The sequence below is a fragment of the Rhodovastum atsumiense genome (assembly GCF_937425535.1).
GTDB classification, from domain to species: domain Bacteria; phylum Pseudomonadota; class Alphaproteobacteria; order Acetobacterales; family Acetobacteraceae; genus Rhodovastum; species Rhodovastum atsumiense.
The window spans coordinates 1,634,568-1,658,135 of record NZ_OW485601.1 but is presented as its reverse complement, the minus strand read 5'-3'; the positions used below and the strand labels follow the sequence as shown (position 1 = coordinate 1,658,135).

Below are 23,568 nucleotides of genomic sequence, written 5' to 3'. Positions count from 1 at the left end.
GTACGGCATGATGAACCGGCCCTACAGCACGATCGCCGACATCTGGTGCCCGATCGGGCCGCCGCCGGCGAGGGTGCGGCGGCGATGGCTGAAGAACCGCGCCGCATCGGCCTGGGTGTCGGTGCCGAGCGCCGCCACGCGGCCGATGCCGGCCGCGCGCAGCCGGGCCGCGCAGAAACCCGGCAGGTCGAACTGCCAGTGGCCGGGGCGGGCACCGGCGGCGAAGAACCGCTCGCGCGTGGCATCCTCCGCCAGCACCGCATCGCGCAGGTCCGCCCCCACTTCATAGGACGCCTGGGCAATGCATGGCCCGATGGCGGCGACGCAGCGGGCGGGATCGGCGCCGAGCCGGACCATGGCGGCGAGGGTGGCCTCCAGGATGCCGGCGACCGCGCCGCGCCAGCCGGCATGGGCGGCGCCGATCACCCCGGCCTCGGGGTCGGCGAACAGCACCGGGGCGCAGTCGGCGGTGACGATGCCCAGCACGATGCCAGGGCGGTCCGTGACCATGGCATCGGCCCTGGGGCCGGCGCCGGCCGCCCAGGGCGTCTCCACCGTGACCGCGAGCGCGCCATGCACCTGGGTCAGTCCGACCAGGTCGGCCGGCGCGGCGCCGAGGGAGGCGGCGATGCGGGCACGGTTCTCCATCACCGCGGCGGGATCGTCGCGGCCCGAGAGGCTGCAGTTGAGGCTGGCGAAGGGACCCTCCGACACGCCGCCGCGCCGGGTGAAGAACCCGTGGCGGAGCGGCAGGATGTCGATGGTGAGGGCCTCGGGGTCGGTGCGAAGGTCGCTCATGCGAATCCGGGCAAGGAAGGCAGGGCAGGGTGGCAGAGCGCCAGGGCCTTGAACAGCCGGCCCATGGCGTGCGGCTCGGTCAGCCGGCGGGTGCCGGCGAGCAGCGCGGCGGCGGCGGCGGGCGGCTGGGTGCGGGCCAGCGCCTCCACCCGTTGCGGCAGGCCGAGCCGGGCCAGGAACAGGCCCTGCGGCACCGGCCCCTGCGCCGCCGCGCCCGCCGCGCGGGCCAGGGTGGCGAGGGCGGCGAAATCGACATGCGCGGTCAGGTCGGCGGTGCCGGGGTCAGCCAGGGGGGGCGCGGGGGCGCCGTCGCGCAGCGCCTGCAGGCTGTCCCCGGCCATGGAGGCGGCCGGGCCGTAATCGACGAACAGGGCGGCGCCGCCCTGCGCGACCAATCTCGCCCCGAGGGCGGCGGCGAGGGCACGGGCGGGCTCGCAGATCTCCACCACCTCGTCCTCGGTGGCCGGGGGGCAGGGGGGCTCGGGGGCATCGGCCGGACGCTCGGCGAAGGCACCGTCGGCGACCCAGCGCTCGGCCCAGCCGGCGCCGCGGCGGAGGAACTGGCGGATCGGCAGGGCATCGAGGAATTCGTTGCCGATCAGGATCAGTGGGCCGGCCGGCAGGTCGGCGATGCGGTCATGCCAGACCGCCCCGGGCAGGCGCCCTGCCTGCAGCGCGCGCAGCCGCGGCGAGGTCTCCACCAGGTGCAGGCGCAGCGCCGCCCGGAAGGCCGGGACGGCGCGGGCGATGGCGCGCAGCGCGTCCGCCATCAGCGTGCCGCGGCCGGGGCCGGCTTCGGCCAGGATCACCGGATCGGGGGATCCCATGGCCTGCCATGTCACCGCCGCCCACAGCCCGAGCACCTCGCCGAAGGCCTGGGAGATCTCCGGGGCGGTGGTGAAGTCGGCGAAGGGGTCGCGGGCGGCGTAGTAGGCGGCGTTCGCCCGCGCCATGAAGGCGTCGAGCCGTTCCATCAGCCCGGTCGGCCGGGCGCGCGGGCGCGGAGGATCAGCCAGATGCCGGCGACCGCCATCGGGATGCAGAGCAACTGGCCCATGGTGGCGCCGGCATACAGGAAGCCCAGGAAGGGGTCGGGCTGGCGGAAGAATTCGCCGGTGCTGCGCGCGATCGCATAGCCCAGCAGGAACACCCCGGTGAGCAGGCCGAACCGGGACCGCAGCCGCTCCTGCCGTGCCAGCAGCAGCATGATCGCCAGCAGCACCGCGCCTTCCAGCAGCGCCTGGTAGATCTGGCTGGGATGGCGCGGGATCGGGCCGGCATGGGGAAACACCATGGCCCAGGGCAGCCAGTCCGGCGCCGGGCGGCCCCACAACTCACCATTGATGAAATTGGCGATCCGCCCCAACCCGAGCCCGAGCGGGGCCACCACGGCGATGCGGTCGGCGAACCCGAAGATGGGGATGCCCTGGCGGCGGCAGAACCAGATGATGGCCACCGCCACGCCCAGCATGCCGCCGTGGAAGCTCATGCCGCCCTGCCACAGCGCCAGGATTTCCCAGGGCGCGCCCAGGAACCGGCCGGGCTGGTAGAAAAAGACGTACCCGAGCCGTCCGCCGATCACCACGCCCAGCGTGGCCCAGGTGAGGAAATCGTCCACCTGCTCGCGCGAGGCGACCGGCGGGGCGAGGGCGGCAAGGCGGCGTACCAGCAGCCAGGCGAGCACCAGGCTGACGATATAGGCCAGCGCATACCAACGGATGGCAAGTGGCCCGACCTGGAGCAGCACCGGGTCGAACTGGGGGAACAGCAGGACGGGGATCAAGAGTGGCACTCCGGCCACATGACGGGGAGTGGCGAGGGCCTGCCCTTCTCCCACACGGTTGGATCGCCCATGTTCCCCGCTGCGCCTTGGTGTTGCGGCGGCGTCACGGGAACCTGCGGCTGGGAAGCGGTGGGATGCATGGCCAGGGATCTGGCGCCGGCGGTGTCCAGGAGCATGGGCGCAGGATATACGGGGGGGCTGCGGTGGGCGAAAGCCGTCCGCCGCCATTCTGACAGGAGATGATGATGGCCGAACGACCGCGTTTCTTCGATGATCTGGCCGGCGTGGCCGGAGGCGCCATTTCAGCGCTGACCGGCCTGCGCGACGAGGTCGAGTCGCTGGTGCGCGCGCGTATCGAGGAAGCGATCCGCCGGCTCGACCTGGTCAAGCGCGAGGAACTCGATGCGGCCATGGAGCTGGCGGCGAATGCCCGCGTCGGCCAGGAAGCCGCCGAGTCCCGGCTGGCCGCGCTGGAAGCCCGCGTTGCGGCGCTCGAGGAAAAGAAGGCTCCGGTTGGGGGTGGTCCCGGCATGATCGCCTGAGCCGGGCCGGTATCGCGTTGCAAACAATTGCTGTTGCATTGCAACATGAAGTGAGACGTGAAGTTCGGATGTCGCCGCGTTGACCCCTTGCGGCACGAATCCGCGCCCTTCTAGGCTAGCCTCGTGCCGTCGCGGGGCGGTTACACGACAGTGTGACTCCCGACGGCGCCCCGCTGACCCTGGTTGCCGGTGTGTGGCCAGGTGCCTACCGGCCTTCCTCCAGTTGGGAGACCTCGCATGTCAGCTCTGATGAGCAGCATCACCGAAGAAAGATCGGCCAATCCGCTCGACATGCTGGAACAGATCGCCAGCGCGAACGATTGGGCCTTCGACCGCCGCAACGATGCCGAGATGGCGGCCGAGGCGCCCGGCAAGTGGTGCGACTACGGGCTCTATTTCAGCTGGTCCGACGAGATCAGCGCCATGCACTTCACCTGCACCTTCGACCTGAAGGTTCCGGAGAAGCGGCGCGGTGCCCTTTATGAATTGCTGGCGCTGGCCAACGAAAGGCTGTGGATCGGCCATTTCGGGATGGACAGCGACGACGGGATGCCGGTGTTCCGCCACGCCGTGCTGCTGCGCGGCGCGCCCGGGGCATCGGTCGAGAGTTTGGAGGACATGGTGGATATCGCCATCACCGAATGCGAGCGCTTCTTCCCGGCCTTCCAGTTCGTGCTGTGGGGCGGCAAGTCCCCGGCCGAGGCACTGGCCGCGGCCATGCTGGAATGTGCGGGCGAAGCCTGAGGCGATGACCAAGACTGCGATCCCGCCCATCCTGCTGGTTGGCTTCGGCAAGATGGGCGGGGCCATGCTCGCCGGCTGGCGCGAGCGCGGCCTGGCTCCCTCGGTGGCGGTTGACCCGCAGCTTCCGCTCCCCCCCGGCCCGGAGGTGACGGTGGTGGCCGACGCCGCCGCGATCCCGGCGGATTTCGCGCCCGCGGCGGTGGTGCTGGCGGTCAAGCCGCAGAACGCCGCCGCCGTGCTGCCGCACTACGCCCGCTATGCCGGCAAGGCGGTCATGATCTCGATCATGGCCGGCCGGACCATTGCCGGGCTGCGCGCGGTGCTCGGCGAGCAGGCGGCGGTGGTGCGCGCCATGCCGAACACCCCGGCCGCGGTGCGGCAGGGGATCACGGTCGGCTGCGCCGGGCCCGGGGTCACGGCGGCGCAGCGCGCCCTGGCCGACACGCTGCTCTCGGCGATCGGCAAGGTGGCCTGGATCGACGACGAGGCCCTGATCGACGCGGTGACCGCCATTTCCGGGGGCGGCCCGGCCTATGTCTTCCTGCTGGCCGAGCTGCTGGAGCAGGCGGCGATCGCGCAGGGCATTCCCGCCGACCTCGCCCGGCTGATGGCCCGCCAGACGGTGTCGGGGTCGGGCGCGCTGCTGGCGGCGAGCCCGGAGGATGCGGCGGCGCTGCGGCGCGCGGTGACCAGCCCCAAGGGCACCACCGAGCGGGCGCTCGCCGTGCTGATGGCCGAGGATGCCTGGCCCGCCCTGGTTCCGCGGGCCATTGCCGCGGCGACCGAACGTTCCCGTGAATTGTCGGGCGGCTGAACGGTCGCCCCGAACGTCCTGGCCCTGTCCACGTTGAGCGCGCTCTTGGAATGAATGAAGCCCATGGATGATACCGCATTCGATCAGGCGCTGGTGGCCAGCGCCCTGCGGCTGGCCGCGGAGCGTGGCTGGACCGGCGTGAGCGTGGCGCAGGCCGCGCGCGATGCCGACCTGCCGCTCGACCGGGCCCGCCGCCGCTTCCCCAGCCGGCTCGCCATCCTGCTGCGCATCGGTCGGCTGGCCGACGAGGCGGCGCTGGCGCTGGCCGCCAGCGAAGGCTCCCGGCGCGACCGGCTGTTCGACAACCTGATGCGGCGGATCGATTACTTCCAGGCCAACCGGCCCGGCATCCTCGCGATCCTGCGGGCGCTGCCCTGCGATCCGCCCACCGCCTTCCTGGTCAGCACGCAGGTGCTGGCCAGCATGGGCTGGATGCTGGAGGCCTCCGGCATTTCCACCAGCGGGCCGCGCGGCCTGCTGCGCACCAAGGGGCTGCTGGGGGTGTGGCTGTGGACCCTGCGCGCCTGGCAGCGTGACGACAGCCAGGACCTCGCGGCGACCATGGCGGCACTGGATGCGGCGCTGTCACGGGCCGAGCAGGCCGATGGATGGCTGGGCGGCCACCGGTCCGGGCCTTCGCCCGAACCGCCAGACGGGGAGCCCGATTTTCCCCCGCCCCAGCCCACCTCGCCGCCCGAGGAACCCCCGCCGGAGCCGCCGCCACCCCCTCCGCCCGCTTCCCCGCCGGTATGAGCAAAACCGTCTCTTTTCCTGCTTCATGATTTTTACGGGAGGCTTCATTGAGTCGGCCCCTCCGCTCGCGTAAACCGGAATCGGCCCGTGCCGGGACGGTGCGGGAAGGGCCGCTGTCGACCGGGGGGACGATGGCGACCGAGCGGCTTATCAACGCACAGCAGGAGCCGACCATGGCGAACGAAACCACCAAGACGGGCGCCGACTCTCCGTTCTCCCAGGCCTTCGGACAGGCAAAGAGCGCCGCCGAGGACTTCACCCGCATCTTCTCGGAACTGAAGTTCCCGGCCGTGCCGGACCTGGAATTGCTGCTGAATGCGCACAAGCGCAACCTTGAGACGCTGTCGGCCGCCAATCGCGTCGCGCTGGAAGGGGCGCAGGCGGTTGCCAAGCGTCACATGGAAATCCTCCAGCAGACCGTGTCGGAACTGTCGGAGACGGTGCGCTCATTTACCAACGCCGGCGAGCCTCCGCAGGCCAAGGCCGCCAAGCAGACGGAATTGCTGAAGCGTTCCTACGAGCGGGCGGTGGCGAACACCCGCGAGCTGTCGGACCTGATCTCGCGTTCGAACACCGAGGCGCTGGAACTGCTGAACCGGCGCGTGTCGGAAGCGCTCGACGAGGTCAAGACCCTCGTCGAGAAGGCCGGCATCAAGGCCGGCTGATCCTGCGGGGCCGGCCGTCCTGCCCAGGGATGACCGGCCCTTTCTCTTCTCGGCGCTTTCCCCGCGCGGCCACCCGATCTCAGGCGGCACGCACCGCGCTGACGAAGCCCTGCACTTCCTTGGACAGATCCCCCGTGCGTCGTGACAGGTCCCCCGCGGCGCCAAGCACCCGCACGGCCGCCGCGCCGCTGGTCTGTGCCGCCTCGCTCACGCCGGAGATGTTGTGCGTGACCGTCTGCCCGGCGGATGCCGCCTGCTGGACGTTGCGCGCGATTTCGGATGTGGCGGCGCCCTGTTCCTCGACCGCCGAGGCGATGGTGGTCGCGATGGCGCTGCTTTCCTCGATCGTCGCGGTGATGCGGCGAATGGCCTCGACCGCCTGGTTGGTGGTTTCCTGCAAGGCGGCCACCTGTTCGCTGATCTCGCCGGTGGCCCTGGCCGTCTGCTGGGCGAGATTCTTGACTTCCGAAGCCACGACCGCGAAGCCGCGCCCGGCTTCCCCCGCCCGTGCCGCCTCGATGGTGGCGTTGAGCGCGAGCAGATTGGTCTGGCCGGCGATGCTGCTGATCAGGTCGATCACCTTGCCGATCTTCCCGGCGCCGTCGGCCAGCGCGCGGACGGTGGTGTCGGTGCGGCGCGCATCGGCCACCGCGCGTTCGGAGATCCGGGCGGATTGCGAGACCTGCCGGCTGATCTCGCTGATCGAGGACGAGAGTTCCTCGGCTGCCGAGGCCACGTTCTGCACGCCCGCGCCGGAGGTCAGCGCCGCATCCGCCGCCGTGGTGGCCTGACGGGTGGTCTGCTCCGCCGTCGTCGCCATTGAGGTGGCGGTTCCCTGCATCTCGGTCGCGGCGGAGGAGAGATGCTCGACCAAAGATGCGACCTTCCCTTCGAAATCCCGTACGATCCGGGTCAGTTGCGTGGCCCGCTGTTCCCTGGCCTGGCGTTCGGCTTCCTGCGCGGCGGCCAGCCGCCCGGCCGTGGCCAGGCCGTCGCGGAACACCTGCATCACCCCAGCCATGGCCCCGATCTCGTCACGCCGGTCAGCACCCGGAATCGGGACCGTCAGGTCGTTCTCGCTCATCCGGCGCATCGCCGCGGTCATGGCCGCGAGCGGGGCGGCGATCACCTTGGTCAACAGTGCGCCTGCTGCCAGTGCCGCAAGTATCGATATGATCGTGTCGCCAATGGTGATGAGTCGCGGGGTCGAGAACGCGTCACCCTGCCTGGCACTGCGCTGCGCCAGAAGCTGTTCCTCGACCTGTTTGATCTCATTCAACTTCGCCCGAATGCCGTCCATCGCGGCTTTGCCGGCGGCGGAGGCTTCCAGACGGCGGGCTTCGTCCTGGGTCTCGGCACGGCTCATCAGCGTGATTTCGCGCTCGGCGATATCGCGTTGCCAGATTTCGACCAGGCGGTTCATTTCCTGCAACCGCTGTTGCTGCGCCGGATTGTCGGCAGTCAGTTGCCGGATCTGCGCATAGCCGGTGGCGTAGGCGGTTCGTCCGGATTCGGTAGGCTCGAGGAAACGCCGATCGGCGGACACCAGATAGCCCCTGACGCCGGTTTCCTGATCCGTCATGGAGGCCTGTATCCGCTCGGCCTGACGCAGAACGTCCTGGGTATGCAGTGTCCAGCCGATGCTTTCCTGGATCGTGGAAAGTTGCTGATAGGTCATGATATTGGCAAGGAGCACAATCCCGATGATGGCGCCGAACGACATCAGGAATTTGCGATTTGTTGGCAAATTTTCGAAGAAAGATGCCACGCTGAATCTTTCGCTAATTGTGTTGTTGGTAAATAATTTATCGCAGAATTTTGTTTCGATGTGCAAGCGCATAATTAATTTCGATATCTATATACTTATGAAAGCATGTTGCGGATTATTTTAAAATTAATGCGCAAGATGAATTATTAATTTCCGGCACGAAAATGCTTTGGCCGGTTGATCCGACCCGTACCCCCGACAGGACGGATGATCCACAGCTTCGCCATGTGGCCGGGCACTGATGGTTGATCCGGCCGATGGCGGTCTATACGGGCAAAAGGAGCGGTCTATACGGGCAAAAGGATGCGCGCGCGCAGCCCACCGAGCGGGCTGTCCTCCAGCGTGATGTCGCCGCCATGCGCGCGCACGATGTCACGAGCGATGGTCAGCCCAAGACCTGTGCCGCCATCCTTGCCGCTTTCGAAGGGGCGGAAGGCGCCTTCACGATGGTCGGGGTGAATGCCGGGCCCGTCATCATCCACCGTGACCTGCACGTTGCGCACGCCGATCGGCGTCGCCGCCAACATGACACGCTGCGCATGGCGGCAGGCATTGTCGACAAGATTGGTGATCGCGCGCCGCAGCGCATCGGGGCGCAGCCGCAGCGTCAGCTCGCCCGGCAGGTCGAGCCCGATTTCCGTGCCGCTGCGGCGGGCGCCGGCCGCCACGTCCTTCAGCAGGTCCGACAGATCGATCAGGCGCGCCTGCTCGATGGCCTCGCCGCGGGCGAAGGCCAGGTAGCCGCGCACCATCCGCTCCATTTCCTCGACATCGGCGGTCATCGCGGTGATGTCCTCGCGCAGCTCCTCCTGCGCGGGCAACATGGCCAGGGCCAGCCGCAGCCGGGTCAGCGGCGTGCGCAGGTCGTGCGATACGCCCGCAAGCATTTCTGTCCGCTGCTGCAGGAAACGCCGGATGCGTTCCTGCATGCGGTTGAAGGCCGCGGCGGCCTGGCGGACCTCGGTGGCGCCCTCGGGCCGGATGGGCCCGATGTCGCGGCCCATGCCGAACGCCTCGGCGGCGGCCGCGAGGCGGCGGATGGCACGCACCTGGTTGCGCATGAACAGGGCGGCGATGATGAACAGCAGCACCGCCGAGCCGACCAGCCACAGGAAGAACAGGTAGATCGTGCCGGTGTACAGCCGCTTGCGCGGGGCCTGCACGTCCAGCACCGCATCGGGCAATTGCACGCGCACCAGCACCGACACCGGGTCGGAGGCCCAGTCGATGCTGAAGGGCAGACTGAGGCGCTGGCGCAGCGAGCCGGTGAGGTCGTCGTCCACCGGCCCGATCAGGCTGGCGCGCCGCCCGCGCGGCAGGCTTGCCCCCGGCTCGACGCGCATCGCGATCTCCCATTGCCGCCAGGCGTTCTGCAGGATCCACACGCGGTCCTCCGGCGAGGGATAGCGCTGCAGCAGCTCGACCGTGGTGGCGATCTCGCCGGAGATGGCGAGCGCGAAGCGGCGGGAGATGATGTCGAGATGGGTGCCGTAGAAGATCTGCAGCGCCACCGCCTGCACGATGACCAGCGGCACCAGGATCATCAGCAGGCTGCGCCACAGCAGCGTCTTGGGCAGGAAGCGCTTGACCAGGTGGCCCTTGGGGATGTGGACGCGCACCGCTCAGCGCCCGGGCTTGAGCACGTAGCCGCGGCCGCGCACGGTGTGCAGGAAGCGGGGCTCGCGCGGGTCGGCCTCGATCTTGCGGCGCAGCCGGGTGACCATGACGTCGATCGCGCGCTCGCCGGTCTCGTCCATGCTGAGCGCGGCGACGATCTGCTCGCGGGAGAACACGTCGCCGGGCTTGCGCGCCAGCACCGTCAGCAGCGCGGCCTCGCCGCCGGTCAGGCGGACCGGCCCGCCCGCGCCGCGCAGCTCGGAGCGGACGGGATCGAATTCCAGCACGCCGAGCGGCAGCGGGCCGGTCGGCGCGTCGGGGGGGGCGGGCGGCGGCGCGATGCGGCGCAGCCGGGCGCGGATGCGCAGCAGCAGTTCCTTGGGATCGAAGGGCTTGGGCAGGTAGTCGTCGGCGCCGGCCTCGAAGCCGGCGATGCGGTCTTCCGGCGTGCCGCGGGCGGTCAGCAGCAGCACCGGGATGTCGGCGGCCTCGCCGCGCAGCGCCTCGGTCAGCTCCAGGCCGCTCTCGCCGGGCATCATGATGTCGAGCACGAGCATGTCGGGCTGCAGGAAGCGCAGCTTCTCCCGCGCCTCGGCCGCGCTGGCCGCGGTGGTCACGCGAAACCCGTTCTCGGTCAGGTAGCGCGACAACAACGTGCGCAGCCGCACATCGTCGTCCACCACCAGGATCAGCGCGTCGTCGGACATCGGCGTCTCCGTCAGGCCGAGCGGGTCAGCCGCGGCCGCGGCAGCTCGGCCCGCTCGGTATAGCTGCGGGCGGCCTCGTCCATGATCCCCCGCATCACCCGCCGGAACCCCTCCACCGCCTGCGGCCCGGCATCGCGGTAGGCGGCGACCACGCGTTCGCGCTGGCGCTCGAACAGCCGGCGCTCCAGCGCCTCGCCGGTGGTGGTGAGGGTGAGCAGGCGCTGGCGGCGGTCGGCACGGCCCTGGGTCTGCGCCACGTAGCCCTGCGCGACCAGGGCGCCGAGCACGCGCGCCAGGCTCTGCTTGGTGATGCGCAGGATGGCGAGCAGGTCGGTCACGGGGATGCCAGGGTTGCGCCCGATGAAATGCAGGGCCCGGTGGTGCGCACGGCCGAGTCCCAGTTCGTCCAGGATCACGTCGGCCGCGTTGGTGAAGTCGCGATAGGCGAAGAACAGCAGGTCCTGGGCGGCGCGAATTTCCTCCTCGCGCAGGAACAGCAGGTTGCTGCCGGCAGGGGCGGGGGGCTGGGTCTTCAGGTCAGACATGCGCGCAGGACCTTGGTGGGCCGGAATGGCTGGGCTGGCATGGCTGGGTTGCCTCCCGGTTAGGACAGTCCGTTTGACGTATCATGAGCTCGATTATAACGTCAGGCCAACTTGAGCAACAATCTTGCGAGGAGAGCCGCGGTGGCGCTGGTTCCTTTCGACGACCGGGATGGTTTCATCTGGTATGACGGTGCTCTGGTGCCGTGGCGGGACGCGAAGCTGCACGTGCTTTCGCATGGGCTGCACTATGCCAGCGGCGTGTTCGAGGGGGAGAGGGCCTATGGCGGCAACATCTTCAAGCTCCGCGCCCATACCGAACGCCTGATCCAGTCCGGGCGGTTGCTCGGCTTCGACATTCCCTATACCGCCGAGCAGATCGACGCCGCCTGCAAGCAGGTGCTGGCCGCGAACGGCCAGGTCGAGGCCTATGTCCGCCCGATCGCATGGCGTGGCTCCGAGCAGCTTTCGGTCTCGGCGCAGGCGACCAAGATCCACCTTGCGATCGCCACCTGGGCCTGGCCGAACCTGTTCGGTGAGAACCGGATGAAGGGCGTGCGCCTGGGCATCGCCGAATGGCGCCGGCCACATCCGCAGACCGCGCCGAGTGCCTCGAAGGCGGCCGGCCTCTACATGATCGGCACGCTGTCCAAGCACAAGGCCGAGTCCGAAGGCTTCGATGATGCGCTGATGCTGGACTGGCGCGGCCAGGTGGCCGAGGCGACCGGCGCCAACGTGTTCTTTGCCATCGACGGGGAACTGCACACGCCGACGCCGGATTGCTTCCTCAACGGCATCACCCGCCGCACCGTGATGTCGATCGCGCGCCGCCGGCAGATCCCGGTGGTGGAGCGGGCCATCCAGCCCGAGGAGATCAAGCGGGCGAGCGAGGTGTTCCTGGCCGGCACCGCCGCCGAAGTGACCCCGGTGCGCCAGATCGGCGAACTGCACTTCACGCCGGGCCAGATCACCGAGACGCTGCTCGGGGATTACGAGGCGCTGGTGCGGATGAGCCCGGAAGAGGTCGAGCAGCGCGCCCCGATCTGATCGGAAGCAAGGCCAGGGCTCTGCCCTGGACCCGGCAGGGGCCACAAGGCCCCTGCACCCCGCGACGCGCTGCGCGGCAAGGAATGGGTTCCAAGGGCTTTGCCCTTGGCGGAGGTGCAGGAGGCGGAGCCTCCTGCCTGGGCCGGGGCAGCGCCCCGGATCAGGTCCTTTCCCAGCGTGCCGCCGCCGCGTCGTCGGCGTCCCGTGCCTCTACCCAGTGCTCGCCCCCGTCGGCGAAGCGTTCCTTCTTCCAGAACGGCGCGCGGGTCTTGAGCCAGTCGATCAGGAAGGCGGTCGCGTCCAGCGCCGCCTGGCGATGCGGCGCGGCGGCCAGCACCAGCACGATGTTCGCACCGGGCGTCAGCGTGCCGACGCGGTGGATCAGCGTGCAGCCAAGCAGGCTCCAGCGTGCCTCGGCCTCCGCGGCGATGGCGGCGAGGGCCCGTTCAGTCATGCCGGGATAGTGCTCGAGCGTCATTGCCGTGATCGGGTGGCCGCCGGCGCTGTCGCGGACGGTGCCGACGAAGCAGCCGATGCCGCCGATATCGGCGCGACCCGCGGTCAGGGCCGCGATCTCGGCGCCGATGTCGAAATCCGCGTCCTGGATGCGGATCGTGGCCATGCTCACCCGCCCGTCACCGGTGGGAAGAACGCCACCTCGTCGCCGGCGGCGACCGGCGTGCCGGGGTCGGCGAAATCCTGGTTGACCGCGCAGCGAATGCTGCGGGCAGCGGCGAAGGCGGCCTCGTGGCCGCTGCTGCGTCCGCGCAGCCAGGCGATCAGGTCGGTGACGGTGGCCACGTCCGGCGGCAGCGGCAGCTCTTCCTCAGAGGTGCCGACGCGCTCGCGCAGCCAGGCGAAATAGAGCAGGCGGATGGTGCCAGGGGGCATGGCGGTGCAACGTCGTCGTTCAGCGTGGGTTCGGGACCGTGGTGACCGTGCCGTCCGGCGCGATCATCGTGCTCGTGCCGTTCGCGTTGGGCACGATGATGCCGATCTGGCCCTTGGGATCGGTATAGGTCTGCACGCCATTGCCGGTCTGGGTGCCGGGCACGGCGCCACCGGGGGCGGGATAGCTGCGCACCGACGGCGGTGGGTTGGCCGGCAGATCGGGGGGTATCGTGGGGCCCTGGGCTGGCGGCGGCGCGGTGATGGAAGGCTGTGCCCCGGGCGGGGTGGAACTGCCGCGCCGCGGCGCGGGCTGTTCCGGCCGGCCGGACTGGTCCTGCTGGTTCTGCTGGTGCTGGATGTCCTGCAGCGTCGGTTCCGGCGGAGCCTGGCCAGGCCAGACATTGCCTGCCTCGGGGGTCAGTGGCTCGACCTCGGCGGTCCGGCCTTCGACCCGCAGGACATTCGGGCTGTCGCCGACCGGGCGATTCGGGTTGGCCTGGAAGCTGTGAGTGTCAGCGATGAAGCCGCCGAAGCCCACGAAAGGGCTGCCGGCATAGCTCTCGCAGCCCGCCAGAAGCAGAACGAGGCCGGGCAGGACGATGCGCCGCATGGGTTTGTCCTTGTCGCGCAAGGGAATGGGCGGTCCGACCGCCCGGTCGGGGCCAATCTGCCCCCGCAATGGCCTGATTTTCAAGGCGTCATGTGCATTGCACCGGTCCCCGGGGCGAGGCAAGGCCGCAATTGGCCGCCTTGTCGGGCGGTTGCGGGGCCATCCCGACCGACCCACCGGTCGGGCCGGGCGGCGTCACCCGAGTCGGACCTTCACTTGCTGACGGCGCCGCGGGGCGTGGTCGCGTGGCGCACGCCGGCGGTCAGGTAGTCCCAGCCGGTCACCAGGGTGAGGATCGCCGCGACCCACAGCATGGCCTCGCCGATGCCGGAGACCGGCAGCCAGGACAGATGCAGCCACGCCGCGCTGGTGTCCCCGGCCAGCAGTGTCCCGAGCGCGCCCATCTGGAAGCCGGTCTTCCATTTCGCCAGCCGCGTGACCGGCAGGCCGATGCTGATGCCGGCGAGGTATTCGCGCAGGCCGCTGACCAGGATCTCGCGCAGCATGATGACGATCGCGGGGTAGAGTCCCCAGAAGCTCAGCCGGTTCATGCCGGCCAGCATCATCAGCGCCGCGCCGACCAGCAGCTTGTCGGCGATCGGGTCCAGCATGCGGCCGATATCGGAGAGCTGCCGGCGCTCGCGGGCCAGCTTGCCATCGAAATAGTCGGTGATGGCGGCGGCGCTGAACACGATGCACGCCAGGAAATCGCTTGCGGGGGTGCGCACGGCCACCAGCGCCACCAGCACCGGGATGGCGGCGATGCGCGAGAGGGTCAGGAGGTTGGGAAGATCGGTCAGCATCTTTCCTCACACTAGGACGAAACCGCCGCCGGGTCAGCCCTGGTCGCGGGTCGCAGGGTGGCGGTCATGCGACCCGCGCGGGGCAAACCGGAACGGGATGTCCTTCGCCGGCATCCGGTTGAACCTCTATGCGTTCTTCACCCGCCACGACAAGCGCCACTCCTTGACAGATTGCAGGCTCAGGCCGCGCCTTCCACCCGCACGCCGGGATGGAAATGCGCGTAGACCCGCCGGGCAATCTCTCGCGAGATGCCCGGGGCCGCCTCCAGGTCGTGCAGGCCCGCCTGCTTCACGCCGCGCGCCGAGCCGAAATGGTTCAGCAACGCGCGCTTGCGGCCGGGGCCGATGCCCGGGATCTCGTCCAGCTCGCTGGTGACCAGGGCCTTCGAGCGGCCGGCGCGATGGGTGGAGATGGCGAAGCGGTGCGCCTCGTCGCGCAGGCGTTGCAGGAAATACAGCACAGGGTCGCGTGGCGGCAGTTGGAACGGCGCCCGGCCATCCATGTGGAACCACTCGCGGCCGGCGTCGCGGTCGGGTCCCTTGGCGATGCCGACCAGGCGCACGTCGTGCGCCCCAAGGTCGCTCAGCACCGCCCGTGCCGCCGAAAGCTGGCCGGCGCCGCCGTCGATCAGCACCAGGTCGGGCCAGCCGGGGGGCGGGGCGTCCGGGGCGGTGTTCTCGCGCAGGGCCCGGCCAAAGCGGCGTTCCAGCACCTCGCGCATCATGGCGAAGTCGTCGCCGGGCGTGACCGGGCCGCGGATGGAGAACTTGCGATAGGCGGATCGGGTGAAGCCCTCGGGCCCGGCCACGATCATCACGCCATACGGGTTGGCGCCCATGATGTGGCTGTTGTCGTAGACCTCGATCCGCTCGGGGCGGCCGGGCAGGCCGAACAGCTCGGCCACGCCCTCCAGCAGCTTCGCCTGCCCGGCGCTCTCGGCGAGCTTGCGTTCCAGCGCCTCGCGCGCGTTCAGCTCGGCATGGGCGACCACGGCGTGCTTCTCGCCGCGCCGTGGCACCGCGATCTCCACCCGCCGCCCGGTGCCGAAGCCTTCCGCCTTCAGGCGCAGCGCCTCCTCGATCAGGGGCTGCTCGGGCAGGTCGTGGTTGAGCAGCAGCAGCGGCGGCGGCGGCTTGTCGTCGTAGAACTGGCCGAGGAAGGCGGCCAGCACCTCGGGGGCTTCGTCGGCCTTGGCGTGGGCGGGGAAGAAGGCACGGTTGCCGTTGTTGCGCCCGCCGCGGATGAAGAACACCTGCACGCAGGTCTGGCCGGCGATCTGCCAGGCGGCGATCACGTCGGCATCGGTCAGGCTCGCCGGATTGATGACGTCGGTGCCCTGGACATGGGTCAGCGCGCGGATACGGTCGCGGATGGCGGCGGCGCGCTCGAATTCCAGGGCCTCGGCGGCGGCCTCCATCTCGGCGGCCAGTTCCCGCTGCACCGCGGTCTGCCGGCCCGAGAGGAAGGCACGCGCCTGCGCGACCAGGGCGGCGTAGCCATCGCGGTCGATGCGCCCCGCGCAGGGGGCCGAGCAGCGGCGGATCTGGTACAGCAGGCAGGGGCGCGAGCGGTTGGCGAACACCGTGTCGGCGCAGGAGCGCAGCAGGAACACGCGCTGCATCGCCGTCACCGTCTCGTTCACCGCCCAGGCCGAGGCGAAAGGCCCCCAATACCCGCCCTTGCGGGTGCGCGCGCCGCGATGCTTGGCGATCTGCGGGAAGTCGTGGTCCTCGGTCAGCATCAGCCAGGGGTACGACTTGTCGTCCCGCAGCACGATGTTGAAGCGCGGCTTGAGGCGCTTGATCAGGTTGGCCTCGAGCAGCAGCGCCTCGGCCTCGGTGTGGGTGGTGACGATCTCCATCGCCACCGTCTCCGACACCATGCGCCGCAGCCGCTCGGGCAGGCGGGCGAGCTGGGTATAGGCGGTCACCCGCTTCTTCAGCGAGCGCGCCTTGCCGACATAGAGCGCCTCTCCGCCGGCATCGAGCATCCGATAGACGCCAGGGGCGAGCGGCATGGTCGTGAGCGCCGCCTCGATGACGGCGACGCCGCGCGCGGGGGGAGGGGCCTGTTCGTCCGGAGCGGTCATGTCAGGGCATTAGGGGAGAAGCTGCCCGCCTCTCAAGCGGCTGTCGCTTTCGGTGGCAGAACCGGCCACGCCATTATCCCAATGATCCACCGAACCTGTGGATAACTTTGTGGGAAAGCTGTCGGCCAACATGTGCAAGGCGGCGGAATCCCTGCCTTTCACGAAATTGCCCAAATTCCATGCAGGACCATTAAGCTGCTGAAAATCAAAGCTATTTATGTTTCAGTGCGATTAATCGGCGGCCTTGACGTGCCATGTCCCTGGAATCCTTGCAGCCTCTGCCGGGGGGTGGACAAAAATCAGCGCCGACGTCGTTCCACCTCGACGCCGACACTCACGGAGTCGTGAAACACGTCAAGCTTTTCGACCCTCACGCGAGCGAACAGGACGCGAGAATCCGCGAGCGATGCCTGCGCGATGCGTTCGGCGAGGGTTTCCACCAGGCTGACATGGCCGGCCGCGACGATGGCGCGCACGGCATTGGCGACCGCCTCGTAATCCACCACGCGCGGCAATTCGTCGCGCCCGACGGCGGAGCGGGAGAGGGCAGGCATCCCTTCGGCGATGGCCGCGCGCGCGCCCTCGTCCTCCACCGCGAGGTCGACGTTGATGCGCACGCGCTGCGAGCCGTGGTGCTCGTGCGGATGCACGCCGATGCGCGCCGGCAGCACCATGTCGCGGATGAAGACGTGGCGCAGCCCGCGAACGGCGTCGGCGATGCGGGGGGTTTCCATCGGGTTACTCCTCGGGCGGCACGGGGTGCGCCGGGCTCCATTGCAGATGCTGTCCCCCGTCGAGCGCCAGCATCTGACCGGTCAGCGAAGGCAACGACAGGATGGCGAGGGCGGCGCGGGCGACCTCTTCGGGGCCGGTGCCGCGGCCGAGCGGCACCGAGGCGCATTGGCGGGCGAACTGCGCCTCGGTCTGGCGGGGGCTGGGCAAGGCGGGGCCAGGCCCGATCGCATTCACCCGGATGCGGGGAGCCAGGGCCAGCGCCATCGTTTGGGTCAGCGTCCACAGCCCGGCCTTGGACAGGGTGTAGGTGACGAAATGCGGGGTCAGCGACCAGACCCGCTGGTCGAGCAGGTTGATCACCACCCCGTCCGCGTCCGGCGGCAAGGCGCGGGCGAAATCCTGCATCAGCACGAAGGGGGCGCGCAGGTTCGGCTCGATGTGCTTGTCCCAGCTTTCGCGCGTGGCGTCGTGCCATTCGTCGCGTTCGAAGCTGCTGGCGTTGTTGACCAGCACGCCGATCGGGCCGAGCGCGGCGGTCGCCGCCGGCAGCAGGCGCCGCACCGCCGCTTCCTCGGCGAGGTCGGCCGGCAGCACCGCGGCGGCGACGCCACGGGCGCGGATTTCCGTGGCGGTGGCCTCGGCTTCCTCGGAACTGGCAAGGCAATGCACGCCCACGGCGAAGCCGGCATCGGCCAGGGCCAGGGCGATGGCGCGGCCGAGGCGACGCGCGCTGCCGGTGACCAGGGCCGCGCGGGGAATGCCGGGGGGGATGGCGAACATGCGCGCTGCTCTACGCCGGTGGTTTCATGGCCACAAGCACGCCTGAATGAATGGGATCCAAGGGCGAAGCCCTTGGTGGAGGTCCAGGAGGCGAAGCCTCCTGGTGGGGTCTGGGGCGAAGCCCCGGCGGCCAGATTGGCGGGGCGTTGCCCCGCGCCCCACCAGGGCTTCGGCCCTGGACCGACCAAGGGCCACAAGGCCCTTGGATCCCGTTCATTCAGGCGGCGTTCGCCCGCTTGCGCCTGGCCGGCGCCGGCACCGGGGCCGGCGGGTCCTCGGGATTGGCCAGCGCCGCCAGCAGCGCCTCGCGCAGCTTCTGCAGCTTGCGCTCGTTCTCCACCTTCAGCCCGAACACATCCTTCACGTAGAAGGAGTCGACCGCCCGCACGCCATAGGTGGTGACATGCGCCGAGGCGATCTGCAGGCCCTGATCGCTGATGGCGGAGGTCACGTCATGCAGCAGGCCCGGCCGGTCGCGGCCGTTCACCTCGATGACGGTGTAGCGGTTGGAGGCGTGATTATCGATCACCACGCGCGGCGGCACATGGATCGCCCGCATGCGCCGCCCGAGCAGCGCCTTCGACGCCTTGCGGATCTCCGCGCCGAGCTTGATGCGCCCGGTCAGCGCCTGCTCGATCAGCACATACAACCGCGCCAGCCGGTGCGGCGCGTCGAAGGCGCCGCCGGCGGCATCCTGCACCCAGAACGTATCCAGCGCCATGCCATTGGTCAGGGTGTGGATGCGCGCGTCCACGATCGAGGCGCCGGCGACGGCGAGCGCGCCGGCGATCTGGCTGAACAGCCCGGCATGGTCGGCGGCATAGACCGTGACCTCGGTCACCGCGCGCGCCGGCAAGGGCTGGGTTTCCACCGTCAGCGGCGCGCCGCGCGCCTCGGCGTCGCGGATCATGCGGGCGTGGCGGGCATGCGTCTCCGGGTCGAAGCCCAGCCAGTAGCCGCCATAGCCGAGCGAGAGGAAGCGCTCGCGCTCCTCCGCGGTCCAGTCGTCGAGCAGCAGCGCCGCCGCTTCCTTGGCGCGCTGCACCCGCACATCGCGTTCCGTGGTGGCCAGCCCCCCCGCCAGCACCTCGCCGACGCGCGCATACAGTTCGCGCAGCAGCGTTGCCTTCCAGCCGTTCCACACCTTGGCCGAAACCGCGCGCATGTCGGCGACCGTCAGCACCAGCAGCAGCCGCAGCCGCTCGGGCGACTGGATCACCTCGGCGAGGTCGAGGATGGTCTTGGGGTCGTCGATGTCGCGCTTGAACGCGGTCTGGCTGAGCAGCAGGTGGTGCAGCACCAGCCAGGACACCGTTTCGGTCTCCTCGGCCGAAAGCCCGAGCGACGGTCCGACATCCAGCGCCAGCTCGGCACCGAGCTCGGAATGGTCGCCGCCGCGGCCCTTGGCGATGTCGTGCAGCAGCATCGCCACGTACAGCGCTCGCCGCGACTGCAGGTTATGCACGATGTCGGAGGCGACCGGCGCGATCTGCGCGAGTTCCCCGTGTTCCAGCGTGTTGAGCACGTGGATCGCCTCGATCGTGTGCTCGTCGACGGTGAACACGTGGTAGGTGTCGAACTGCATCTGCCCGACGATGCGGGCCCAGTCCGGCAGGAAGCGGCCGAGCACGCCGGTTTCGTTCATGATCTTCAGCCACACCGCGCCATCGGCGTGGTGGTGCTCGCTCTCGCGGCCGCACAGCAGGTCCATGAACAGCGCCGCCGCCTCCGGGTCGTCGCGCAGCTCGACGGCGCGGCGCTCGTTGCGGATCAGCGCGCGCATGGCCAGGGGATGCAGCCGGAGATTGCGGTCGCGCGCCACCTGCAGGATGCGCAGCATCTGGATCGGCTCGCGATCGAAGGAGCGGCCCTTGGCGCTCAGCAACTGCCCGTCGGCGAGCACGAAGCCGGCGGCAGCGAGCTGCGCGTCGGTCTCCTGCGCCAGCGCCGGCGGGCCGAGGGCGGCGCGCATCAGCGCCGGCTCCAGCACATGGGTCAGGCGGGAGACCTCGCGGGCGGTCAGGAAGTAGTGGCGCATGAAGCGCTCCACCCCGTCCTGGCGGCCGTGGCGGGTATAGCCCATGCGCGCGCCGACCACCGGCTGCAGGTCGAAGGTCAGGCGTTCCTCGGCGCGGCCGGCGACGTAGTGCAGGTGAAAGCGCAGCGTCCACAGGAAGTCCCAGGACCGCCGCGCCAGCCGTGCTTCCGTCTCGGTCAGGATGCCGCCGGCCGGGCCCGCGGGATCGGCGAGCTCGGCCATGATGTTGGTGCCGAAGACGTAGCGGGCGATCCAGTACAGCGTCTGCAGGTCGCGCAGCCCGCCGCGGCCTTCCTTGATGTTGGGCTCCACCACGAAGGGGGAGTCACCGTAGCGGCGGTGGCGGGAGGCCCGCTCGGCCTGCTTGGCGGCGATGTAGGTGGCGGCCCCCGCCTCGGCGCAGGCGGTGCGGAAACGGGTGGCGAATTCCTGGAACAGCACCGCGTCGCCCGCGATCGGCCTGGCGTCCAGCAGCGAGGTGCGGATGGTGGCGTCGCCGTTCGCCTCGGTCAGGCAGTCGGCGACCGAGCGGGTGGCGTGGCCGACCTTGAGCCCGAGGTCCCACAGGAAATACAGCATGAACTCGACGCTGCGCAGCACCGAGGGGCTCGGTTCGTCGGCGGTCAGGAACAGCAGGTCGATGTCGCTGAACGGGGCCAGCACGCCGCGGCCGTAGCCGCCGGTGGCGGCGAGGGCGAGGCGCCCGATGCCGTTGGACTGCGCCGCGGCGGGCGGGTGCAGCGACAGCGCGTAATCGTGCAGGGCCCCGATCAGCCCGTCGGTCAGTGATGCCAGCCGGCGCGCCGCGCCCAGCCCCGAGGTGCCGCCTTGCTCGAACGTGTCGCGCACATGGTTCTGGATGCGCGCCAGGTGGCGACGGAAGGCAGCAAGGGCGGCCTCGCGCGGCACGACGCCCGCGTTCTCGGCTGCCAGGGCGGACAGCGCTTCCTGCAGGGCGGTCGCGGCAGGATCGGGGTCGGCCAAATGAGCGGTTGGGGACATCGTCTTCATTGTACCGGGTCGATGCGCGCTGTGACAGGCACGCTGTCGGGGGGCAGCAGTGCCCGGAGGCGATACAGGGCCTCGAGTGCCTCGCGGGGGGTCAGGCAGTCCGGATCGATCGCCGCCAGTTCCTCTCGCAACGGGTCGGCGGGCGGCAAGGTTTCTGGTGTGGCGGGCGGGCGGGGCTCCGGCTCGGCGGCCGCCGGGGTGGCCGCGGCGAACAGCGGCAGCGCGCCGGCATCGGTCAGGTCGCCCGCGCGGCGCTCCAGCGCGGCCAGCAGGGTGCCGGCACGGCGCACCACCGGGGCCGGCACGCCGGCCAGCCGCGCGACATGCACGCCCCAGCTCCGTCCCGCCGCGCCGGCGGCGACCTCGTGCAGGAACACCACCTCTCCCTTCCACTCCTTCACCCGCATGCTGTACGGCGCGAGATGCGCAAGTTCGCCCTCGAGCCGGGCGAGTTCATGGAAGTGGGTGGCGAAGATCACCCGGCAACGGGCGGCATTGTGCAGCGCTTCCAGGACCGCCCAGGCGATCGCCAGCCCGTCGAGGGTGGCGGTGCCGCGGCCGATCTCGTCGATCACGGCCAGGCTGCGCGGGCCGGCCTGGTGCAGGATGGCGGCGGTCTCGGTCATTTCCACCATGAAGGTGCTGCGCCCGCGCGCGAGGTCGTCGGAGGCTCCGACGCGCGAGAACAGCCGGTCCACCACGCCGATGCGTGCCGCGGTCGCCGGCACCGGCAGCCCCGCCTGCGCCAGCACCACGATCAGCGCGTTCTGCCGCAGGTAGGTGGACTTGCCCGCCATGTTCGGCCCGGTCAGCAGCAGCACGCGCCGCCCGGGCGAGAGGTCGCAGTCATTCGGCACGAAGGCGATGGTGCCCGCCAGCGCCGCCTCGACCACCGGATGGCGCCCCGCCGTGACCTGGAACGCCGCCGTGTCGGTCACCTCCGGACGGCACCATGTGCCGGGGGCGGCGAGGGCGGCGGCGGACTGGGCGACGTCCAGCAAGGCGAGGGCGGCGGCGCACCCGGCCAGGACCTCGCTCTCGTGCAGCGCCGCGGTGACCAGGTGGGCGAACACCGCGCGCTCGCGGACGGCGGCGCGATCGGCCGCCTCGGTGATGCGGCGGTCGAGGTCGGACAGTTCGGGCGAGGAGAAGCGGGCGCCGTTCGCCATGCCCTGGCGCAGGGTCAGGTCGGGATGCGCCCGCAGTTTCTCGACCGCGGCGGCCGGTGCCTCGATGACGTAGCCGAGCTGGGCATGGTGGCGGATCTTGAGGCTGGCGACACCGTATTTCTGTGCGTAGTCGAGCTGCAGCGTCGCCACCACCCGGCGGCTGTCGTCGCGCAACGACCGTTCGGCGTCCAGTTCGGCATCGAAGCCGGTGGCGATGGCGCCGTCTTCGAGCCGCGCCGGCACCGGCTCGGCGAGGGCCGCGTTCAGTTCGGCGCGCAGCGCCGGGGCGACGGGCAGGGCCGCGCGGGCCTCGGCCAGCAGCGCCGGCAGCGTGCCCTCGAGCGCCGCCTCGGCCTCCGCCGCGGCGGCGAGCCCGTCGCGCAGGGCGCCAAGGTCGCGCGGTCCGCCGCGGCCCAGCGAGAGCCGGGCCAGCGCGCGGGCCATGTCCGGGGCCCGGCGCAGCGCCGCCCGCAACGCCGTGGCCGCCGCCGGATTGACGAGCAGCCAGGCCCAGCTTTCCTGGCGGGCGCCGATCGCGGCGGGGTCGGTCAGCGGCGCGGCCAGCCACTCCGCCAGCAGCCGCGCCCCCGCGGCGGTGAGGGTGCGCTGCACCGCGGCGACCAGGGTGTGGGTGGTGCCGCCGTCCCGCGCGCGCAGGATCTCCAGGCTTGCCCGGGTGGCCCCATCCAGTTCCAGCCGCCCGGCCTCGCCGAGCGGGGCGGGGCGGGAGAGCAGCGGCAGCTTGCCCGCCTGGGTGGCCCGCACGTAGTCGAGCGCCTGCAGCGCCGCGACCGCCTCGACATCGGAGAAATTGCCGAAGGCGTCCAGGCTGGCGGCATGGAAGGTCTCGGCCAGCCGCCGCCGTGCCACCGCCGCGGGGGTGGCGCGCTGCTCCGGGGCGCGGCGCCCTTCCCATTCGCCGAGCGGCAGGACGGCCGGGGCGAGGATCTCGGCCGGATCGATGCGGCCGAGCGCGGCGGGCAGCGCGTCGGCGTGCAGCGCCTGGGTTTCGAAGGCGCCGGTGGAGACATCGAGCCAGGCGGCGCCGATGCGCCCCTCCGTCGGGACCAGCGCCAGCAGCAGGTTGGGCCGGCCGGGCTCCAGCAGCGCTTCCTCGGTGAGCGTGCCGGGGGTGATCAGCCGCACCACCTCGCGGCGGATCGGCGTCTTGCCGGTGCGGGTCTTCGGGTCTTCCATCTGCTCGGCGACGGCGACGCGGAAGCCGCGACGGATCAGCCGGGCGAGATAGCTTTCGGCCGCATGCACCGGCACGCCGCACATGGGGATCGGTTCCCCGGCATGCTCGCCGCGTTTGGTCAGCGCGATGTCGAGCGCGGCAGCGGCGGCCTCGGCGTCGCCGAAGAACAATTCGTAGAAATCGCCCATGCGGAAGAACACGAGCGCATCGGGATGGTCCGCCTTGGCGGCGAACCACTGCGCCATGGCGGGCGTGGCGCCCTCGGCGGCGGGGGAGCGGGCGGGGCCTGGCATCGCCATGGTGTAGCCAATCACGGTCGGGAGTGCGAGCAGAGGAGGGCTCGGGCCGTGCCGCCGGATCCTTTCTGCCGGTTCATGTGAAACTTATGGCCTTGTCAAAGCTTCGGCAACCCGCCGCAAAGCCGGCAACCGTTGCCGTCGCGCCTGCTCCCGGTGCATGGCGG

21 protein-coding genes and 1 pseudogene are annotated in these 23,568 nt (G+C 70.5%); 6 read left to right on the top strand and 16 right to left on the bottom strand.

Going from position 1 to position 23,568, the window contains the following annotated elements:
• Positions 1–21 precede the first annotated feature (21 nt).
• Genes pgeF through lgt form a run of 3 tightly spaced genes read right to left on the bottom strand, consistent with a single transcriptional unit; the run spans position 22 to position 2,581 of the window.
• Complete coding sequence (pgeF, locus tag NBY65_RS07380) at positions 22–798, bottom strand: peptidoglycan editing factor PgeF (protein ID WP_150041965.1); 777 nt, start codon at positions 796–798, stop codon at positions 22–24.
• The gene (locus NBY65_RS07375; protein ID WP_150041966.1) at positions 795–1,772 is read right to left on the bottom strand and encodes a class I SAM-dependent methyltransferase; all 978 of its coding nucleotides are present in this window, start codon (positions 1,770–1,772) and stop codon (positions 795–797) included. The genes pgeF and NBY65_RS07375 overlap by 4 nt, the downstream gene beginning before the upstream one ends.
• Positions 1,772–2,581 carry a prolipoprotein diacylglyceryl transferase gene (gene lgt / locus NBY65_RS07370; protein WP_150041967.1) on the bottom strand — a complete coding sequence of 270 codons (810 nt, stop codon included), beginning with the start codon at positions 2,579–2,581 and terminating at the stop codon, positions 1,772–1,774. The genes NBY65_RS07375 and lgt overlap by 1 nt, the downstream gene beginning before the upstream one ends.
• Positions 2,582–2,826: 245 nt before the next feature.
• On the opposite strand from lgt, the gene NBY65_RS07365 reads away from it, so the two are divergent.
• The 5 genes from NBY65_RS07365 (at position 2,827) to NBY65_RS07345 (ending at position 6,099) form a co-directional block, all read left to right on the top strand.
• Complete coding sequence (locus NBY65_RS07365) at positions 2,827–3,123, top strand: accessory factor UbiK family protein (RefSeq protein WP_150041968.1); 297 nt, start codon at positions 2,827–2,829, stop codon at positions 3,121–3,123.
• A gap of 237 nt (positions 3,124–3,360) precedes the next feature.
• Positions 3,361–3,867, top strand: a complete 507-nt coding sequence (locus NBY65_RS07360) for a type III secretion system chaperone family protein (protein WP_203330544.1) — start codon at positions 3,361–3,363, stop codon at positions 3,865–3,867.
• Positions 3,868–3,871: 4 nt separating this feature from the next.
• Positions 3,872–4,681, top strand: coding sequence for a pyrroline-5-carboxylate reductase (proC, locus tag NBY65_RS07355; protein ID WP_150041969.1), 810 nt, complete (start codon positions 3,872–3,874; stop codon positions 4,679–4,681).
• Positions 4,682–4,744: 63 nt separating this feature from the next.
• Positions 4,745–5,434, top strand: a complete 690-nt coding sequence (locus tag NBY65_RS07350; protein ID WP_150041970.1) for a TetR family transcriptional regulator — start codon at positions 4,745–4,747, stop codon at positions 5,432–5,434.
• A 131-nt stretch (positions 5,435–5,565) separates the two neighbouring features.
• The gene (locus NBY65_RS07345; protein WP_338110420.1) at positions 5,566–6,099 is read left to right on the top strand and encodes a phasin family protein; all 534 of its coding nucleotides are present in this window, start codon (positions 5,566–5,568) and stop codon (positions 6,097–6,099) included.
• 79 nt (positions 6,100–6,178) lie between these two features.
• Here the strand turns inward: NBY65_RS07345 and NBY65_RS07340 are convergent.
• The 4 genes and pseudogenes from NBY65_RS07340 to NBY65_RS07325 all read right to left on the bottom strand — a co-directional run.
• Positions 6,179–7,723, bottom strand: a pseudogene (locus NBY65_RS07340) (methyl-accepting chemotaxis protein); the annotation flags it as partial.
• A 431-nt stretch (positions 7,724–8,154) separates the two neighbouring features.
• Positions 8,155–9,486: an ATP-binding protein gene (locus tag NBY65_RS07335; RefSeq protein ID WP_239002862.1), complete on the bottom strand. Its 1,332-nt coding sequence runs from the start codon at positions 9,484–9,486 to the stop codon at positions 8,155–8,157.
• Between the two features lie 3 nt (positions 9,487–9,489).
• Positions 9,490–10,191, bottom strand: coding sequence for a response regulator transcription factor (locus NBY65_RS07330; RefSeq protein ID WP_150041972.1), 702 nt, complete (start codon positions 10,189–10,191; stop codon positions 9,490–9,492).
• Between the two features lie 11 nt (positions 10,192–10,202).
• The gene (locus tag NBY65_RS07325) at positions 10,203–10,736 is read right to left on the bottom strand and encodes a MarR family winged helix-turn-helix transcriptional regulator (RefSeq protein ID WP_150041973.1); all 534 of its coding nucleotides are present in this window, start codon (positions 10,734–10,736) and stop codon (positions 10,203–10,205) included.
• 141 nt (positions 10,737–10,877) lie between these two features.
• Here NBY65_RS07325 and NBY65_RS07320 point away from each other — a divergent pair, with 141 nt between their 5' ends.
• Entirely contained in the window at positions 10,878–11,780 is a 903-nt protein-coding gene (locus NBY65_RS07320; RefSeq protein ID WP_150041974.1) for a branched-chain amino acid aminotransferase, read from the top strand.
• 160 nt (positions 11,781–11,940) lie between these two features.
• On the opposite strand, the gene NBY65_RS07315 is transcribed toward NBY65_RS07320, so the two are convergent.
• From NBY65_RS07315 to mutS, 9 genes are all read right to left on the bottom strand, one after another.
• The gene (locus tag NBY65_RS07315) at positions 11,941–12,402 is read right to left on the bottom strand and encodes a molybdenum cofactor biosynthesis protein MoaE (RefSeq protein WP_203330410.1); all 462 of its coding nucleotides are present in this window, start codon (positions 12,400–12,402) and stop codon (positions 11,941–11,943) included.
• A 2-nt stretch (positions 12,403–12,404) separates the two neighbouring features.
• Positions 12,405–12,671 carry a molybdopterin converting factor subunit 1 gene (moaD, locus tag NBY65_RS07310; protein ID WP_203330411.1) on the bottom strand — a complete coding sequence of 89 codons (267 nt, stop codon included), beginning with the start codon at positions 12,669–12,671 and terminating at the stop codon, positions 12,405–12,407.
• A 19-nt stretch (positions 12,672–12,690) separates the two neighbouring features.
• The gene (locus tag NBY65_RS07305; RefSeq protein ID WP_150039889.1) at positions 12,691–13,281 is read right to left on the bottom strand and encodes a hypothetical protein; all 591 of its coding nucleotides are present in this window, start codon (positions 13,279–13,281) and stop codon (positions 12,691–12,693) included.
• Positions 13,282–13,493: 212 nt separating this feature from the next.
• Complete coding sequence (pgsA, locus tag NBY65_RS07300) at positions 13,494–14,084, bottom strand: CDP-diacylglycerol--glycerol-3-phosphate 3-phosphatidyltransferase (RefSeq protein ID WP_150039891.1); 591 nt, start codon at positions 14,082–14,084, stop codon at positions 13,494–13,496.
• 179 nt (positions 14,085–14,263) lie between these two features.
• Positions 14,264–16,174 carry an excinuclease ABC subunit UvrC gene (uvrC, locus tag NBY65_RS07295; protein ID WP_150039893.1) on the bottom strand — a complete coding sequence of 637 codons (1,911 nt, stop codon included), beginning with the start codon at positions 16,172–16,174 and terminating at the stop codon, positions 14,264–14,266.
• A 299-nt stretch (positions 16,175–16,473) separates the two neighbouring features.
• Positions 16,474–16,908 carry a dihydroneopterin aldolase gene (locus NBY65_RS07290; protein ID WP_150039895.1) on the bottom strand — a complete coding sequence of 145 codons (435 nt, stop codon included), beginning with the start codon at positions 16,906–16,908 and terminating at the stop codon, positions 16,474–16,476.
• Positions 16,909–16,912: 4 nt separating this feature from the next.
• The gene (locus NBY65_RS07285) at positions 16,913–17,689 is read right to left on the bottom strand and encodes an SDR family oxidoreductase (protein WP_150039897.1); all 777 of its coding nucleotides are present in this window, start codon (positions 17,687–17,689) and stop codon (positions 16,913–16,915) included.
• A 217-nt stretch (positions 17,690–17,906) separates the two neighbouring features.
• Positions 17,907–20,738, bottom strand: coding sequence for a [protein-PII] uridylyltransferase (locus tag NBY65_RS07280; protein WP_150039899.1), 2,832 nt, complete (start codon positions 20,736–20,738; stop codon positions 17,907–17,909).
• Positions 20,735–23,404 (bottom strand): DNA mismatch repair protein MutS, encoded by a 2,670-nt coding sequence (gene mutS / locus NBY65_RS07275; RefSeq protein WP_239002713.1) that lies wholly within the window; start codon positions 23,402–23,404, stop codon positions 20,735–20,737. The genes NBY65_RS07280 and mutS overlap by 4 nt, the downstream gene beginning before the upstream one ends.
• Between the last annotated feature and the right edge of the window lie 164 nt (positions 23,405–23,568).

Bases quoted from the DNA above. Each gene is read 5' to 3' on its own strand.
- NBY65_RS07345 (WP_338110420.1), top strand. From the start codon at position 5,566: ATGGCGACCGAGCGGCTTATCAACGCACAGCAGGAGCCGACCATGGCG.
- mutS (WP_239002713.1), bottom strand. From the start codon at position 23,404: ATGGCGATGCCAGGCCCCGCCCGCTCCCCCGCCGCCGAGGGCGCCACG.
- NBY65_RS07325 (WP_150041973.1), bottom strand. From the start codon at position 10,736: ATGTCTGACCTGAAGACCCAGCCCCCCGCCCCTGCCGGCAGCAACCTG.
- NBY65_RS07305 (WP_150039889.1), bottom strand. From the start codon at position 13,281: ATGCGGCGCATCGTCCTGCCCGGCCTCGTTCTGCTTCTGGCGGGCTGC.
- NBY65_RS07285 (WP_150039897.1), bottom strand. From the start codon at position 17,689: ATGTTCGCCATCCCCCCCGGCATTCCCCGCGCGGCCCTGGTCACCGGC.
- NBY65_RS07350 (WP_150041970.1), top strand. From the start codon at position 4,745: ATGGATGATACCGCATTCGATCAGGCGCTGGTGGCCAGCGCCCTGCGG.
- NBY65_RS07375 (WP_150041966.1), bottom strand. From the start codon at position 1,772: ATGGAACGGCTCGACGCCTTCATGGCGCGGGCGAACGCCGCCTACTAC.
- moaD (WP_203330411.1), bottom strand. From the start codon at position 12,671: ATGCCCCCTGGCACCATCCGCCTGCTCTATTTCGCCTGGCTGCGCGAG.
- NBY65_RS07360 (WP_203330544.1), top strand. From the start codon at position 3,361: ATGTCAGCTCTGATGAGCAGCATCACCGAAGAAAGATCGGCCAATCCG.
- NBY65_RS07315 (WP_203330410.1), bottom strand. From the start codon at position 12,402: ATGGCCACGATCCGCATCCAGGACGCGGATTTCGACATCGGCGCCGAG.
- NBY65_RS07290 (WP_150039895.1), bottom strand. From the start codon at position 16,908: ATGGAAACCCCCCGCATCGCCGACGCCGTTCGCGGGCTGCGCCACGTC.
- NBY65_RS07280 (WP_150039899.1), bottom strand. From the start codon at position 20,738: ATGAAGACGATGTCCCCAACCGCTCATTTGGCCGACCCCGATCCTGCC.
- NBY65_RS07330 (WP_150041972.1), bottom strand. From the start codon at position 10,191: ATGTCCGACGACGCGCTGATCCTGGTGGTGGACGACGATGTGCGGCTG.
- pgeF (WP_150041965.1), bottom strand. From the start codon at position 798: ATGAGCGACCTTCGCACCGACCCCGAGGCCCTCACCATCGACATCCTG.
- NBY65_RS07365 (WP_150041968.1), top strand. From the start codon at position 2,827: ATGGCCGAACGACCGCGTTTCTTCGATGATCTGGCCGGCGTGGCCGGA.
- uvrC (WP_150039893.1), bottom strand. From the start codon at position 16,174: ATGACCGCTCCGGACGAACAGGCCCCTCCCCCCGCGCGCGGCGTCGCC.
- pgsA (WP_150039891.1), bottom strand. From the start codon at position 14,084: ATGCTGACCGATCTTCCCAACCTCCTGACCCTCTCGCGCATCGCCGCC.
- proC (WP_150041969.1), top strand. From the start codon at position 3,872: ATGACCAAGACTGCGATCCCGCCCATCCTGCTGGTTGGCTTCGGCAAG.